We start from the raw sequence: 14,966 nt of genomic DNA, 5'->3' as shown, positions 1-14,966 counted from the left end.
TTATTTAGTTTCTTTTACTTTAATATCAGTACCAAGTCTTTGAATATAAGCGATCAGTGCCACGATTTCTCTTTCGTTCATCGGAATGAATTTCTCGCCTTTTGCTGCAGCTTTTTTGCGGCTGTCTTCGTAACTTTTTACGAAATCAGGATCGCTTTCTAAGCTTTTTTCTATCTTAACTGCCTGCTCTCTTAAAGTTCTTTGTGCATTGGCAACATCTTCTGGAGAATATGGCACGCCTAATGAAATCATTGCTTGCATTTTCTTTTGAGTCAATGAAATGTCCATTGGTTTATTATCAAACAACCATTTGTAACCTGGCATAATTGATCCAGCAGATGTACTTTGCGGATTCCACATGTGGTTAAAGTGCCAGTTGTCATTGTACTTACCACCTACTCTTAATAAATCTGGACCCGTACGTTTTGATCCCCATAAGAATGGATGGTCGTAAACAAACTCTCCAGCTTTAGACTGCACTCCGTAACGTTCTACTTCACTTCTGAATGGACGAACTGACTGAGAGTGACATCCAACACAACCTTCTCTAATGTATAAATCACGTCCTTCAAGTTCTAACGGAGTATATGGTTTTACACTTGAAATAGTTGGAATATTTGATTTCACCATTATCGTTGGCACAATCTGAATAATACCTCCAATTAAAATTGCAATAGTTGCTAGAATAGTTAACTGAATTGGTTTTCTTTCTAACCATGAATGGAATTTCTCTCCACTTAATCTACTGCTTTTTATTGTTTGCAAAGCTGGAGCTTGAGCCAATTCATCTTCAATTGTATTACCAGCTTTTACAGTCATAATAATATTGTAAACCAATGTCAGCATACCTATTAAGTACAACGTACCTCCAATAGCTCTCATCCAGTACATTGGCATAATAGCCGTTACTGTTTCAAGGAAGTTTCCATAAGTTAAAGTTCCGTCTGGATTAAATTGTTTCCACATAGAAGCTTGTTGAAAACCAGCCACATATAAAGGAATTGTATATACAATAATACCTAAAGTACCAATCCAGAAATGGAAGTTTGCTAATTTCTTAGAGAACAACTCTGATTTTGTCATTCGTGGAATTAACCAATAGATAATAGCAAATGACATGAAACCATTCCAAGCTAAAGCTCCTACGTGTACGTGTGCTACGATCCAGTCTGTATAGTGCGCAATAGCATTTACATTTTTTAAAGATAACATAGGGCCTTCAAAAGTTGCCATACCGTAACCCGTAATCGCTACTACAAAGAATTTTAAAACTGGTTCTTCACGAACTTTATCCCAAGCTCCTCTTAATGTAAGAAGACCATTGATCATACCTCCCCAAGATGGAGCAATTAACATTACTGAGAATGCAACCCCTAAATTCTGTGCCCAGTTTGGCAATGCAGAATACAATAAGTGGTGTGGTCCCGCCCAGATATAAATAAAGATTAAAGACCAAAAGTGAATAATAGATAATCTGTATGAGTAAACTGGTCTGTTTGCAATTTTTGGAACAAAATAATACATTAATCCTAAGAACGGAGTTGTCAAGAAGAATGCTACAGCATTATGTCCGTACCACCATTGTACAAGCGCATCTTGGACACCAGCGTAAACAGAGTAACTTTTTAAACCTGAAACCGGAATTTCGATGTTGTTAAAGATATGCAATACTGCTACTGTTACAAATGTTGCTAAGTAAAACCAGATCGCTACATATAGGTGACGCTCTCTACGACGCAGCATGGTACCAATCATATTGATTCCCATTACAACCCAAATTAAAGCGATTGCGATGTCAATTGGCCACTCTAGCTCTGCATATTCTTTAGAAGAAGTATAACCTAACGGAAGTGTAATTGCGGCTGCTACAATAATTAACTGCCATCCCCAGAAATGAAGGTTACTTAGAAAATCACTAAACATTCTGGCTTTTAGCAATCTTTGTAGCGAGTAGTACATACCGGCAAAAAAGGCATTACCCACAAAGGCAAAAATAACTGCATTGGTGTGTAATGGTCTTAAACGGCCGTAACTAAGCCACGAAATCCCATCTGTCATGTTGGGAAAAAGGTACATTACCGCAAGGGTAAGTCCCACTAACATACCCACAACCCCAAAGAGTATTGTGGCGTAAATGAATTTTTTTACAATTTTGTTGTCGTAATAAAACTGTTCCATTTCCATAATTATACTTGTTTTTCTTCGATTGGTGAATTATTATTTTGGGAATTAACTTTGGTTTCGTCATCAAAAAGAATTCTGACTGAAGGGGTATAATCATCATCATACTGTCCAGATTTGACAGCCGCGATAAAGGCAATAAAGAAACAGATTGCCACAAAAATACTTACTGAAATTAATAGATAAATAACACTCATACCTTAGATTTATATTAACAAAATTACTTCGTTAAAGGCGCATAAAATATGATAATTATCATGAACAAAAAGATAGTTAAATTTATAAAAAATACCTTATAAAACCATCGCTTTGAACAATTTATAATTATTCTAAATTCTTACTGCTGAAATAGTTAGACATAAAAGTTACAAAACTTACAATAGTAATTGTACTCAACGGCATGATGATCGCAGCAACCAATGGAAGAAGGTTTCCTGTAACTGCAAATGCAAGCCCTACAACGTTGTAAAGTAATGAAAGTGTAAAACTCATTTTAATGATAGAAATCGCTTTATGCGAAAGCTTTAAAAAGTAGTTTAGACGTGAAAACTCAGACGCATCAAGAATCGCATCGCACGCAGGTGAAAAGACATTCACATTCTCTGAAATTGAAATCCCGACGTTGCTTTGTGCCAGCGCTCCAGCATCATTCAGTCCGTCGCCGACCATCATTACATTTTGTCCTTTTTCCTGAAGTTTCTTTATGTATTCGAGTTTTTGCTCTGGTTTCTGATTGAATATCAATTCGGTGCCGTTTGGCAGAATAGCCTCTAGATTTGCTCTTTCACCATCATTATCTCCTGAAAGCACTTTAATCTGATACTCTTTGCTGAGCTTGACAAAAAGCTTTTCGAGCCCCTCTCGATATTGATTTTGGAAAGTAAACTTTCCGAAATAAATTCCTCCTATTTTAATATGCAAAGCTGTCTTCTCAATTTCTGAACCATCTGCGACTATATTATCTACAAATTGTCCTGAACCAATCTTAATTTCTTTTCCATCAATAGCCACCAAAATTCCCTTTCCTGTAATTTCTTGAAAATCATCTACAGTAATACGTCTGGCTTCTGGCAGAAAATCATACAACATTCGGCTTAATGGATGATTAGATCCTCGTAACACATTTTTAATCAACACAATATCTGAATCTGAAATAGGATTTCCTTCATATATTATATTCGATTTCTTATTAGTTGTAATTGTTCCTGTTTTATCAAAAACAATCGTATCAACTTTTGCAAGTTGTTCTATTACGATGGCATTTTTTAGATAAAATTTCTTTTTGCCTAAAATTCTCAGTATGTTTCCAAAAGTAAACGGAGCCGTAAGCGCCAACGCACAAGGACAAGCTACAATTAATACGGCTGTAAAAACGTTAAAAGCAATATTGGCGTCAATAAAAATCCAATATCCAAAACCGGCAAATGCAATTAGCAATAAAATAGGGGTAAAATATCGGCTTATTGCATCTGTTATGGTTTTGTGTTTCTGATCTACTTTTTTCTGAAAAATTTCATTACTCCATAACTGAGTCAGATAACTTTGTGAAACAGAATGCAATACTTCCATTTCGATTACTTTTCCAATCTGCTTTCCTCCTGCAAATACTTTATCTCCAGATTTCTTCGTAATCGGCACTGCCTCACCTGTTACGAAGCTATAATCTATTTCTGCACTTTCGCTAATTAAAATTCCATCAACAGGAATAAGTTCTTGATTTCGAATAAGCAATCGGTCACCTTTTATAACATCATAAATAGCGACATTATCCTCAGAAGCATCTTTATTAATTTTAGTAACAGCAATTGGGAAATACGATTTAAAATCTCTTTCGAAACTTAAAAAACTATAGGTTTTGATTTGAAACATTTTTCCAAGAAGCATAAAAAATACTAAACTTCCCAAACTGTCAAAAAATCCAGGACCGTGATCCATCAGCATATCATAAGTACTGCGAATAAACATCACGATAATTCCCAAAGCGATTGGAATATCAATATTTAACATTCTAGTTCTAATACTATGATAAGCTGAAATATAGTAACCACTTGCAGAATACAAGAAACTTGGTAACGCTAAAAGAAAAATCAATAATCTGAAAAACGGTTTGTAGCTATCCAACCAAAATTCTTTCATCTCGAAATATTCTGGAAATGAAAGCAGCATAATATTTCCGAAGCAAAAAAATGCAACACCTAGTTTATAGGTTAGACTTCGATCAACTTTTGCCTTTTCTGTTCCGTAATTTTCTAAACTAATGTAAGGTTCATATCCTATTGAACTTAAGAGATAAGCAATATCTTTTAAAGAAACTACATCTGAATTAAAGGTAATTCTAACTTTCTTTTCATGGAAATTAACCTGAGAAATGCTAATTCCAGGCTGAAGACGATTTAAATTTTCTAAAATCCAAATGCAAGAACTGCAGTGAATATGTGGAATATTCAGTGAAACAATTGATGTGTTTCCTTCCTGAAACTCTAAAACCTTTGCAAGAATGGTTTCATTTTCTAAAAAATCATATTTTCCTTTGATGTCTTGCGGAGTGGCACCTGGAGACTTTTCAAAATCATAATAAGATGTCAGATCATTGATGCTGAAAATTTCGTAAACTGTTTTACAGCCAGTGCAACAAAACTTTTTATCATCAAAATCAATTTCTTCATTTTGTTCAATAGTTAAACCACAATGAAAACAACTTTGCTCCCTCATAAACTTGTTTTTATATGTCGCAAATTTCCAATTAAAGCACAATTATTAAGATGATAATTGTCATGTTATATTGAAATTGAATTCTAATTTAATAAAATAAAACAGTCCGAATTAAGGTCAATTCTAATTTATAATAATTTTACGATATAATAATGGCTAAAACCCTTAAATATCCTTATTTTTGCAGCAAACAAATTATTGTCATGAATAAATGTGATCAATGCATTGTACGCCAGCTAAGCTCATTAAAAGCCCTTAACAAAGACGAAGTTATTAAACTAGCCAGCAGCAAAACCTCTTATAAGATAAAAAAAGGTGAAGCCATTTTTGAAGAAGGCGAAGTAACCAATGGTGTTTTTTGTATAAAAGATGGTGTTGGTAAACTTTCAAAATTGAGTGCGAACGGAAAAGACCAAATTGTAAAATTGGTTAAATCTGGCGAACTTCTTGGACAGCGCTCTATGATTAGCAACGAGCCGGCAAACTTAACTGCAAAAGCGATTGCCGACATGGAGGTTTGTTTTATTCCTAAAACAGAAATCATTAATTTCTTCAATAATAACAATCAGTTTTCTTTAAATCTAATGCAATCTGTATGCGAAGATTTAAAAGAATCTGAAAACGAAAAAATTGCCTTAGTTCAAAAAACCGTTAAACAGAGACTTGCCGAAACATTATTGCATCTGCATGACGAATTTGGCGAAGACACTGATAAAACGCTTCGAGTGCAATTGACAAGAGAAGAACTTGCTGGTATTATTGGTACGGCAACAGAAAGCTGTATTCGTTTATTATCTGATTTTAATAAATTGGGTTTAATCGAATTAGTTGGTAAAAAAATTATGCTTAAAGACGTTCGAGCTTTAAAAAAATTAGCCGACAACTAAAGTTTTTTAGCTTCATTCCAAAAAACATCCATTTCTGTAAGCGTCATATCCATTAATGGTTTTCCTAATTCGTTTGCTTTACTTTCTAAATACTGAAAACGTTTAATGAACTTTTTATTAGTTCTTTCTAAAGCATCTTCTGGGTTTACATTTAAGAATCTTGCATAGTTAATCATAGAAAACAAAACGTCGCCAAACTCGTCTTCAATTTTATCTTGATTTCCAGTTTTTACTTCGTCTTGCAATTCTTGCAGTTCTTCTTGTACTTTATCCCAAACCTGATGAGGTTCTTCCCAATCAAAGCCCACACCTTTTACTTTATCTTGAATTCTGCTTGCTTTAACCAATGCAGGAAGACTTCTCGGCACGCCTTCTAAAACGGATTTCTTGCCTTCTTTAAGCTTAAGTTTTTCCCAGTTTTGTTTGACTTCTTCTTCATTCTCAACTTTTACATCTCCATAAATATGCGGATGACGGTGAATTAGTTTTTCGCAGATTTCATTACAAACATCAGCAATATCAAAATCATTAGTTTCACTGCCTATTTTAGCGTAAAAGACAATATGAAGCAGTAAATCACCCAATTCCTTTTTGACTTCATTTAAATCGTTGTCCAAAATAGCATCGCCCAACTCATACGTTTCTTCGATTGTTAAATGTCTTAATGTCTGAAGGGTTTGTTTTTTATCCCACGGACATTGCTCACGAAGTTCATCCATGATATTCAATAATCTCTCAAATGCTTTTAACTGGTTCTCTCTGCTCATTTTGAAGTTTTCTTTTGATTTAAACTCGATTTTGTAAAATTAAAAAATCCTGTCAAGAAAACATCTTAACAGGATTATTTTATGATTAAAGAAAAACTACTATTCTTCTTTTTTAGCTTTTGCTTTTTTTGCTGCTGGAGCTTTTTTTGGTTTTTCTTCAGCAACTGGAGCTTCTTCTTTTGGTTCTTCAGCTGCAGGAGCTAAATCTGTAACTAAACCTTTTGCTTGAAGCGTGTTGTACCAGCTTAATACTTTTTTGATATCTGATGGATAAACTCTTTCTTCGTCATAATCTGGAAGAATTTGTTTGAAATAAGCAGACAAAGTAGCATTATCTTCTTTGTGAGAAATGGCTTGTCCTTTATTTTCTTTAACGGCAATCTGCTGCATTACTTCAGTTAACGGTTTTTCACCTTCATAAGTATAAATCGAAATTTCAGACAATAAACTTACATTGCTTTTTAGATTTACAGTAATCTTCTTCCCATCAATTAATGATTCCGCCACAAAACCTGTACGAGTTTGTACTTTTAATTCGTATAAACCTGGTTTTCCTGAAATGGCTAAAATTTTCGTTAAATTCATTTTTATTAAAATTAGTATTAAGAATTTGATTTATTTTTTGTTTCTAATTTTCTAGAAAACTTATCTTGCTTTTTTTGCTGCAAAAAATTTCATTCTATATTCCTGAGACGTTTTTCCTTCCGTAATATTTTTTAATTTCTTTTGGATTAAGCGTTTCTTTAGAGATGAGATTTTATCTGTAAACAAGATTCCTTCAATGTGGTCGTATTCGTGCTGAATAACCCTAGCGATTAATCCGTCAAATACTTCCGTTTTCATAACGAAATCTTCTTCACAATATTCGATTGTAACAGTTGGTTTTCTGTAAACGTCTTCACGCACATCAGGAATACTCAAACAACCTTCATTAAACCCCCACTCTTCTCCTTCTTCTTTAACGATTTTAGCATTGATAAAAGTCTTCTTGAAACCTTTCAAATCTTTTTGTTCCTCTGAAGGAAGATCTTCATCATCACTAAAAGGCGTCGTATCTATAACAAACAAACGAATTGGAAGCCCAACTTGCGGTGCTGCAAGTCCAACTCCGTACGCATTATACATAGTCTCGTACATATTTGCGATCGTTTCTTTTAGGTTTGGATATTCTGGCGTAATATCCTGTCCCACTTTTCTTAAAACAGGATCACCGTATCCTACAATTGGTAAAATCATTTGTTTTTATTTATGTTTTTATGTGCTGCAAAAACAGAATTAAAGTTCTGACATTTCAGCTGGCAAAAATAGTAAAAAATAGTCAATGAATAATTCTAATACTATATTATATCATATTTTTTACAAGCTATCAAAAATCTCATCCATTATTATGCCAAAATCACTCGTACAATTCTTACCTTTGCTAGTAAACCTGCCTTTATGATTGATAAGATTACGAAATTTACAAACAGTACTTCCTTTCTCAATGCGTCTAAAGTAACCATTGCTTCAGTTGTTCCTGTTTTAGTTCTAAATTTTCTAGGTCATTTTGAAATTGGCTTTACTATTGCACTTGGCGCTTTTTACACCTATCCCAGCGACATTCCAAGTTCTCTCAGCCATAAAATAAAAGGACTAATTGCAGCTTCTTTTATTGTTTCTGGAGTCAATCTATTGGTCAATCTTGTCTATCCTTACCCTTTTCTGTTTTATATATTTTTAGGTTTTCTGCTGTTTTTATGCTCTATGATTTCGGTTTACGGACAGCGTGCAACCTTGATTTCTTTCTCTGCTTTGCTATCCATTTCATTATCTTTTGGACATTTGCATGAGGGCTGGGCAGCTTTTGAATATTCGGGCTTTATTTTTATTGGAGGAATTCTCTATTTAATCGTTTCTCTTGCATTTCATTTTATACAACCTTATAAATATATAGAACTGCAAATAGCTGAAGGAATAAAACTCACTGCCAAATATCTAAAATTAAGAGGCGATTTATGGAGTCCTGAAGCCAACAGACAGGCGATTATCAAAAAACAATTGGCTGTGCAGGTAGAATTAAATCTTATTCATGAAGATTTAAGAAAAATGCTGATCGGAAATCAGAATGCGTCTGGAATTACAAGCCAGAATAGAAAAATGCTTTTGGTTTTTATCACTTTGGTCGAAATTCAAGAATTAGCGCTTTACACTTCTTTTGACCATAGTAAACTTCATCAGAAATTTGCTAAACATCCTGACGTTTTAAGAACATATCAAAATGTGGCCTACAAACTGGCATCCACTTTAAAGAAACTTTCAAAAAATGTTAGCCATATTAGCGTTTATGTAGATAAACATAATCTAAAAAATGAGTTAGACGCATTAGAGTTTGCTATTTTTGACTACGAAAAAACATTAGGAAAAGAAGAAGCTGCAGAGGGTGTTTTGATGTTAACCAATATGCTGAAATATGCTAAGAATCAGGTTGGAAAAATTAAAACCATTCAGCGAGCTCTTTCTCTAGCCATGCAGTCTTATAAATTAAAAGATAAAGACAAAGAGCTTGAAAAATTCCTTACGCCACAATATTATCCTCTTCGAACTTTAATTGAAAATTTAAGTTATTCTTCATCTATTTTCAGACATTCGATAAGATTAACCATTACCATTTTGATTGGCTTTTTCCTCGGACAAGTTCTGCCTTTTCAAAACGTATATTGGATTCTGCTTACAATCGTTGTAATAATGCGTCCTGGCTACGGCTTAACCAAAGAACGATCTTACAATAGAATATTCGGAACTGTTTTGGGAGGAATTCTAGCTTTCGGAATTGTATCGGTAATTCAGAACCATGTTGCATTGAGCATCTTCTCTATTATATGTATGCTTTTAGGAATTTCGTTTACCCAAATCAATTATAAGATAAGCGCAACATTTGTGACGATGTATGTGGTATTTATCTACGGCATTCTAACACCAGATATAAATGAAGTAATTCAATACAGAATATTAGATTCACTTGCCGGAGCTATTTTGGCCTTCATTGCTAATCAGTTTTTATGGCCTGCATGGGAGTTCATCAACACGCCAATTCATATAGAAAATACGATTCGAGCCAATCGAAATTATCTCAAAGAAATTGCCGATTTTTACAATAAAAAAGGAGAAGTTCCTACTTCATACCGTTTGGCACGTAAAAATGCTTTTGTTGAAATAGGAAATTTAATGACTTCTTTTCAGAGAATGATGCAAGAACCTAAATCGAAGCAGAAAACAATGCCTTTAGTCAATAAATTAGTGGTTTTAAATCACTCCTTATTATCTGCCTTGGCATCTTTGTCAACTTATATTCAGTCACACCAAACCACTTCCGCATCGGATTCTTTCAATTATATAATCAAAACTATTTTAGCCAATCTGGATCATTCTATTTCTGTCTTAAGAAATGAAGTTATTATAAAAGACACATTTTTTGAAAAAGAAGATGTGACTTTACAGTTTGAAGAATTAAAACGAAAACATTTTACGCGTTTAGCCGAAGATGACGATTTGGATAAAGAAACGCGTCAGGCAAAAATGCAGGAAGCCCAAATGGTAATTGAGCAATTGATCTGGATGAGCAATCTAGCTGAGAAAATTCTAAAAAACACAACTGACCTAAAAGCAACAAATCCAGATTAATTCATCTGGATTTGTTTTTATATTCAAATAAGTAAAAGCTTAATTTAATTTTAAAACTTCTGCTGTTTGCTTTCTTAGCTCTTCTAAAAGTTCTGGCTTATCATTTAAAGTCTGTCCGTACGAAGGAATCATTGTCTTTAATTTTGCTTGCCATTCTGGTGTTTTAATCTGATTTGTAAAACATCTGCTCACCAAATCAACCATAATCGCCACTGCTGTAGAAGCACCAGGTGAAGCACCTAATAAAACCGCTAAAGTTCCGTCATGCGTATTGATTACTTCAGTACCAAATTCTAAAACTCCACCTTCTTTTTCATCTTTCTTAATAACCTGAACACGCTGCCCTGCTTTTTCTAATTTCCAGTCTTTTGAACGCGCTGTTGGAAGATATTCGCGTAAAGCTTTCATTCTATCTTTTGGAGACTGACGCACTTGCTCGATCAAATATTTCGTTAAAGGAATATTATGGTATCCAGCAGCCAACATCGGAATCAAATTGTTACGTTTAATTGAAAGTGGCAAATCTAAATAAGAACCATTTTTCAAGAAACGAGTTGAAAACCCTGCAAAGGGACCAAAAAGAAGCGCTTTCTCTCCGTCGATTACACGAGTATCAATATGAGGAACAGACATTGGAGGAGCTCCAACACTTGCTTTTCCGTAAACTTTTGCTTGGTGTTTAGCAATTACTTCAGGATTTGTACATTTCAGCCATTGTCCGCTTACCGGAAAACCTCCGTAACCATTTCCTTCTGGTACATTTGCTTTTTCCAATAAAGGAAGAGAACCACCTCCTGCGCCGATAAACACAAATTTAGTATAAGCTTTACGAGTATTTCCTGTAGACAAATCTTTAATCTTAATTCTCCAAGATTTATCTTCACGCTGTCTTAGTTTTTTAACTTCGTGATTAAAGAATAAAGAAACACCGTCTAATTTTTCTAAGTAATTAAACATGCTTCTAGTTAAAGCACCAAAATTTACATCGGTACCAATTTCCATATGTGTCGCAGCTAATTTTTCATCAGCATTTCTGCCTTCCATTACCAACGGCATCCATTTTTTAAGCTGTTCAAAATCGGTACTGAAAGTCATATCAGCGAAAATCGGATTGCTTTGAAGCGCCTTAAATCGTTTTTTTAAATAATCTACATTTTTATCTCCCCACACAAAACTCATATGAGGTACGCTTTTAATAAAATTATCCGGAGACGGCACTTTGTTTTGCTGTACTAAGTAAGACCAAAACTGACGAGAAATCTCAAATGATTCTGCAATGCTTATTGCTTTTTTAGGATCTATGCTTCCGTCTGCCTTTTCTGGAGTATAATTCAATTCACAAAAAGCAGAGTGTCCAGTTCCTGCATTGTTCCAAGCATCAGAACTTTCAGCAGCGGCAACATCTAATCTTTCGTAAATTTCAATTTTAATATCTGGTTGTAATTCTTTCAAAATTACTCCAAGAGTGGCACTCATTATTCCAGCGCCAATGAGTACTACATCACTATTTGAACGTATGGTTTCGTCAGGCATAACAGTATTTTTATTTAAAGTGCAAAGGTACTTTTTTAATTGCAAAAAAAAACTAATTTTTACATGATAAAAGTTAGGATTTTCTAAAAACCATTAAATTATAAATAAAAAATACGACGAAGAGCGTTATTTTTTTGCGGAAAGATAATCTTGAAGCAGGATTGTAGCTGAAATTTCGTCTATTAATCCTTTGTTCTGACGCTGCTTTTTATTTAAACCACTGTCGATCATGGTTTGAAATGCCATTTTTGAAGTAAAACGTTCATCAACCCGTATCACTTTCATGCCTGGAAAAACATTCGAAAAATGAGTTACAAAACCATTAATTACAGAGGCACTTTCTGATGGCATACCGTTCATTTGTTTTGGTTCGCCTATTAAAACTGCCTCGACTTTTTCTTCAGCAAAATAACCTTTCAAAAAGTCAATCAATGTATGTGTCGGAATTGTTGTTAGACCAGAAGCAATAATTTGCATTTCGTCTGTAACTGCAATTCCAGTACGTTTTTGTCCGTAATCTATTGAGAGAATTCTTGGCATGGTTTATTTTTTCTGCAAATTTACTTCAAAATACCATTGAATACTTTACTTCGTTTAAAAAATCTATTGAAGCTGCATAAAAAATCCGCCTCAAAAAAATTTCAAGACGGATTTTTATCCAAATATTCAAACCTAAAAAATAACTCAATTTATCTACCGAACAATCGGCTAAAGAAACCTCTATGCTCTTCCTCTTCTCCTGCCTCTTCTTCTTCTGAATAGTTGGCGAACTTAGATTGCGATTTTTCATGTTCGTAAATCAACTCCCTTATATATTCAACGTAAGTTCTTTTCTTCTCTTCTAAGAAACCGATTAAATATTTTTCGCTAAACTCAACTCCGCTTGCGGCTTCAATCTGCAATAACTTTTTATAAAGAGGTTCAATATGCATTGCAATTACCTCTTGTGGCACAGCTTGTCTTCTTCCGAAATAATTGACAATAACGTCGTTTTCGTCGCGAGCAATTTCAAAATCTGTGATTACCCAATAATACCTTCCAGACTTTGCAAGATTTTTTACAATAGCATGGAAGTTTTTCCCGTTTTTAAGATTTTCCCAAAGCACTTTAAAAATTACTTTTGGCATGTCTGGGTGACGTATAATATTATGAGGCTGGCCCATTAATTCATAGTCTTCGTAACCACAAACGTCCACAAACACTTCGTTTGCATATTCTATAATGCCATAAGCATTTGTTTTACTCATAATAACCTGAGTTTTATCCCAGCTTACTTCTTTATCTATAATTACTCTATTTTGAAGGTGATTTTCTTGATTCATATTTTACTGCTTATATGATTATTTATGGAATGGAATGTTGATCAACACTGCGAAATTAGAGTGAAGAAAAACGAGAAAGCCTGACTTTTGTCATATTTTGACATAAAAAAAACTTTTAGAGATAATCAAAATGCAACTAAAACAAATAAGAAACAAAAAGTTAAATTTGTAACATTTTCAAGCTATTTTGCTTTTTTGCATTTCTACAAATACGTTATCTTTGCCAAAAAATTAAACGTATGAATTCTTTACAGACTATAATTGAACAAGCTTGGGAAAACAGAGCTTTATTGCAAGAAACTACAACTACTGACGCCATTAGAGAAGTAATCGAATTAGTAGACGCAGGTAAATTACGTGTCGCTGAACCAGTTGGTGACAAATGGCAAGTTAACGAATGGGTTAAAAAAGCGGTTGTAATGTATTTCCCAATTCAAAAAATGGAAACATGGGAATCTGGTATTTTTGAATACCACGACAAAATGTTGCTAAAAAGAAATTATGCTGAAAAAGGAATCCGTGTGGTACCAAATGCTGTTGCTCGTTACGGTGCTTATATTTCAAGCGGTGTAATTTTAATGCCAAGTTATGTTAATATTGGAGCTTATGTAGACGAAGGAACAATGGTAGATACTTGGGCAACTGTAGGAAGCTGTGCTCAAATTGGTAAAAACGTACACTTAAGTGGTGGTGTTGGTATTGGTGGCGTTCTTGAGCCATTGCAAGCTGCACCAGTAATCATCGAAGATGGTGCTTTTATCGGTTCTCGTTGCATCGTTGTTGAAGGTGTTCACGTTGGTAAAGAAGCGGTTCTTGGAGCTAACGTATGTTTGACAGCATCTACAAAAATTATCGATGTTACAGGTGATGAACCAGTTGAAATGAAAGGGTATGTGCCAGCTCGTTCTGTAGTTATACCAGGAAGCTACACTAAGAAATTTGCTGCTGGAGAATACCAAGTTCCTTGCGCATTAATCATTGGAACTCGTAAACCATCTACAGATTTAAAAACTTCTTTAAACAACGCACTTCGTGAGTACGATGTAGCTGTATAGGTTTTAAAAATCAATCATAAAAAAAATTCCAAACTCCAATTCTTACAATTGGGATTTGGAATTTTTTATTTGAAGTTTATTTTTATCTATTCTTTTTTTGAAGCTTTATAAGCTTAGCATATTTCATATAAGAGAAAAATGCCTGAATCATGGCGATTGTCAATCCGTCAAGGCCATTGAAAATTCCTTTTTTAAAGAAATAACAACGAATAAAAGCAACAGTTCCGTTAAGAACGGGTTTAAAAGCATTTATTCTTTTTCCTTGATCATATAATTGCTGGGCATGCCATCCAGAATACTGATTTTTCTTAGCAATAATCTGATCGAAAGAATCCCATCCGTAATGTAAAATGTGTACTGCAACTTTTTTCTCTTTTTGCGCCACAATTTTCTGATGCACTTTAGAGCCTGAAGGGTGAGCCGTTTGTTTATTGAAAAAACGAACTTTATGATCGGGATACCATCCTGAAAAATCAATTAATTTATCTGCTAAAAAATTTTTCACTCTAAAACTCATAGCATCGTAGTTTCCTTCTAGGTATTTTTTCTGTAGAATAAACTCCTCAGCATCTTTATCCAGAAATTCATCTGCGTCAAGATTTAAAATCCAATCATTTTTACAAAAAGGCAATCCATGCGTACGCTGCGGACCATCCCCTAAAAATGCTTGCTGAACAACCTGTGCTCCTTTTTCTTTAGCTATTTCTACTGTACGATCTTTACTGAAAGAGTCTACAATAATAACTTCATCACAAACTTTAAATAAGGCATCAATACATTTTCCAATGTTTTTCTCTTCATTGAAAGTAATAACCAAACCGCTAATTCCCATTATAAATTTTAATTTGT

At 34.1% G+C, this 14,966-nt stretch carries 13 protein-coding genes; 3 read left to right on the top strand and 10 right to left on the bottom strand.

What is annotated here, in order from left to right:
• The 3 genes from ccoN to ABTV69_RS13195 form a co-directional block, all read right to left on the bottom strand.
• Window positions 1-2,184: a cytochrome-c oxidase, cbb3-type subunit I gene (gene ccoN, locus ABTV69_RS13205; RefSeq protein WP_433829453.1), complete on the bottom strand. Its 2,184-nt coding sequence runs from the start codon at window positions 2,182-2,184 to the stop codon at window positions 1-3.
• A gap of 2 nt (window positions 2,185-2,186) precedes the next feature.
• Complete coding sequence (gene ccoS / locus ABTV69_RS13200; protein ID WP_433829451.1) at window positions 2,187-2,378, bottom strand: cbb3-type cytochrome oxidase assembly protein CcoS; 192 nt, start codon at window positions 2,376-2,378, stop codon at window positions 2,187-2,189.
• 127 nt (window positions 2,379-2,505) lie between these two features.
• Window positions 2,506-4,893, bottom strand: coding sequence for a heavy metal translocating P-type ATPase (locus ABTV69_RS13195; RefSeq protein ID WP_433829449.1), 2,388 nt, complete (start codon window positions 4,891-4,893; stop codon window positions 2,506-2,508).
• A 203-nt stretch (window positions 4,894-5,096) separates the two neighbouring features.
• Here ABTV69_RS13195 and ABTV69_RS13190 point away from each other — a divergent pair, with 203 nt between their 5' ends.
• A complete protein-coding gene (locus ABTV69_RS13190) occupies window positions 5,097-5,780 on the top strand; it encodes a Crp/Fnr family transcriptional regulator (RefSeq protein WP_306159830.1) in 684 nt (227 codons plus the stop codon).
• Here the strand turns inward: ABTV69_RS13190 and mazG are convergent.
• The 3 genes from mazG to def form a co-directional block, all read right to left on the bottom strand.
• Window positions 5,777-6,547: a nucleoside triphosphate pyrophosphohydrolase gene (gene mazG / locus ABTV69_RS13185; protein WP_125719529.1), complete on the bottom strand. Its 771-nt coding sequence runs from the start codon at window positions 6,545-6,547 to the stop codon at window positions 5,777-5,779. The two genes, ABTV69_RS13190 and mazG, sit on opposite strands and share 4 nt — an antisense overlap.
• Window positions 6,548-6,646: 99 nt before the next feature.
• Window positions 6,647-7,132, bottom strand: coding sequence for a DUF5606 family protein (locus ABTV69_RS13180; protein ID WP_433829446.1), 486 nt, complete (start codon window positions 7,130-7,132; stop codon window positions 6,647-6,649).
• Window positions 7,133-7,192: 60 nt separating this feature from the next.
• The gene (gene def / locus ABTV69_RS13175) at window positions 7,193-7,783 is read right to left on the bottom strand and encodes a peptide deformylase (protein WP_008462650.1); all 591 of its coding nucleotides are present in this window, start codon (window positions 7,781-7,783) and stop codon (window positions 7,193-7,195) included.
• A 201-nt stretch (window positions 7,784-7,984) separates the two neighbouring features.
• On the opposite strand from def, the gene ABTV69_RS13170 reads away from it, so the two are divergent.
• On the top strand, window positions 7,985-10,207 hold the full coding sequence (locus ABTV69_RS13170; RefSeq protein WP_433829445.1) for an FUSC family membrane protein: 2,223 nt from the start codon (window positions 7,985-7,987) through the stop codon (window positions 10,205-10,207).
• A gap of 39 nt (window positions 10,208-10,246) precedes the next feature.
• Here the strand turns inward: ABTV69_RS13170 and ABTV69_RS13165 are convergent, their stop codons facing one another.
• The 3 genes from ABTV69_RS13165 to ABTV69_RS13155 all read right to left on the bottom strand — a co-directional run bounded on the left by ABTV69_RS13165 (window position 10,247) and on the right by ABTV69_RS13155 (window position 13,062).
• Window positions 10,247-11,740, bottom strand: coding sequence for a malate:quinone oxidoreductase (locus tag ABTV69_RS13165; protein WP_433829443.1), 1,494 nt, complete (start codon window positions 11,738-11,740; stop codon window positions 10,247-10,249).
• Between the two features lie 126 nt (window positions 11,741-11,866).
• Entirely contained in the window at window positions 11,867-12,280 is a 414-nt protein-coding gene (gene ruvX / locus ABTV69_RS13160) for a Holliday junction resolvase RuvX (protein ID WP_433829441.1), read from the bottom strand.
• Window positions 12,281-12,429: 149 nt separating this feature from the next.
• Window positions 12,430-13,062, bottom strand: a complete 633-nt coding sequence (locus tag ABTV69_RS13155) for a PAS domain-containing protein (RefSeq protein ID WP_433829439.1) — start codon at window positions 13,060-13,062, stop codon at window positions 12,430-12,432.
• 239 nt (window positions 13,063-13,301) lie between these two features.
• Between ABTV69_RS13155 and ABTV69_RS13150 the strand changes: the two genes are divergently transcribed.
• On the top strand, window positions 13,302-14,117 hold the full coding sequence (locus ABTV69_RS13150) for a 2,3,4,5-tetrahydropyridine-2,6-dicarboxylate N-succinyltransferase (RefSeq protein ID WP_008462641.1): 816 nt from the start codon (window positions 13,302-13,304) through the stop codon (window positions 14,115-14,117).
• Between the two features lie 82 nt (window positions 14,118-14,199).
• On the opposite strand, the gene ABTV69_RS13145 is transcribed toward ABTV69_RS13150, so the two are convergent.
• Window positions 14,200-14,949 carry a glycosyltransferase family 2 protein gene (locus ABTV69_RS13145; RefSeq protein WP_433836710.1) on the bottom strand — a complete coding sequence of 250 codons (750 nt, stop codon included), beginning with the start codon at window positions 14,947-14,949 and terminating at the stop codon, window positions 14,200-14,202.
• Between the last annotated feature and the right edge of the window lie 17 nt (window positions 14,950-14,966).

Origin of the sequence: Flavobacterium anhuiense (genome assembly GCF_050990855.1) — a bacterium.
Taxonomy (GTDB): domain Bacteria; phylum Bacteroidota; class Bacteroidia; order Flavobacteriales; family Flavobacteriaceae; genus Flavobacterium; species Flavobacterium anhuiense_C.
The sequence above is the reverse complement of the archived record's forward strand: the minus strand, read 5'-3'. Positions and strand labels throughout refer to the sequence as shown.

What these genes read in the sequence shown, in the direction of transcription:
- ruvX (WP_433829441.1), bottom strand. Translation starts at nt 12,280, where the DNA reads ATGCCAAGAATTCTCTCAATAGATTACGGACAAAAACGTACTGGAATT.
- ccoN (WP_433829453.1), bottom strand. Translation starts at nt 2,184, where the DNA reads ATGGAAATGGAACAGTTTTATTACGACAACAAAATTGTAAAAAAATTC.
- ABTV69_RS13150 (WP_008462641.1), top strand. Translation starts at nt 13,302, where the DNA reads ATGAATTCTTTACAGACTATAATTGAACAAGCTTGGGAAAACAGAGCT.
- ABTV69_RS13165 (WP_433829443.1), bottom strand. Translation starts at nt 11,740, where the DNA reads ATGCCTGACGAAACCATACGTTCAAATAGTGATGTAGTACTCATTGGC.
- ccoS (WP_433829451.1), bottom strand. Translation starts at nt 2,378, where the DNA reads ATGAGTGTTATTTATCTATTAATTTCAGTAAGTATTTTTGTGGCAATC.
- ABTV69_RS13180 (WP_433829446.1), bottom strand. Translation starts at nt 7,132, where the DNA reads ATGAATTTAACGAAAATTTTAGCCATTTCAGGAAAACCAGGTTTATAC.
- mazG (WP_125719529.1), bottom strand. Translation starts at nt 6,547, where the DNA reads ATGAGCAGAGAGAACCAGTTAAAAGCATTTGAGAGATTATTGAATATC.
- ABTV69_RS13145 (WP_433836710.1), bottom strand. Translation starts at nt 14,949, where the DNA reads ATGGGAATTAGCGGTTTGGTTATTACTTTCAATGAAGAGAAAAACATT.
- ABTV69_RS13195 (WP_433829449.1), bottom strand. Translation starts at nt 4,893, where the DNA reads ATGAGGGAGCAAAGTTGTTTTCATTGTGGTTTAACTATTGAACAAAAT.
- ABTV69_RS13190 (WP_306159830.1), top strand. Translation starts at nt 5,097, where the DNA reads ATGAATAAATGTGATCAATGCATTGTACGCCAGCTAAGCTCATTAAAA.
- ABTV69_RS13155 (WP_433829439.1), bottom strand. Translation starts at nt 13,062, where the DNA reads ATGAATCAAGAAAATCACCTTCAAAATAGAGTAATTATAGATAAAGAA.
- def (WP_008462650.1), bottom strand. Translation starts at nt 7,783, where the DNA reads ATGATTTTACCAATTGTAGGATACGGTGATCCTGTTTTAAGAAAAGTG.
- ABTV69_RS13170 (WP_433829445.1), top strand. Translation starts at nt 7,985, where the DNA reads ATGATTGATAAGATTACGAAATTTACAAACAGTACTTCCTTTCTCAAT.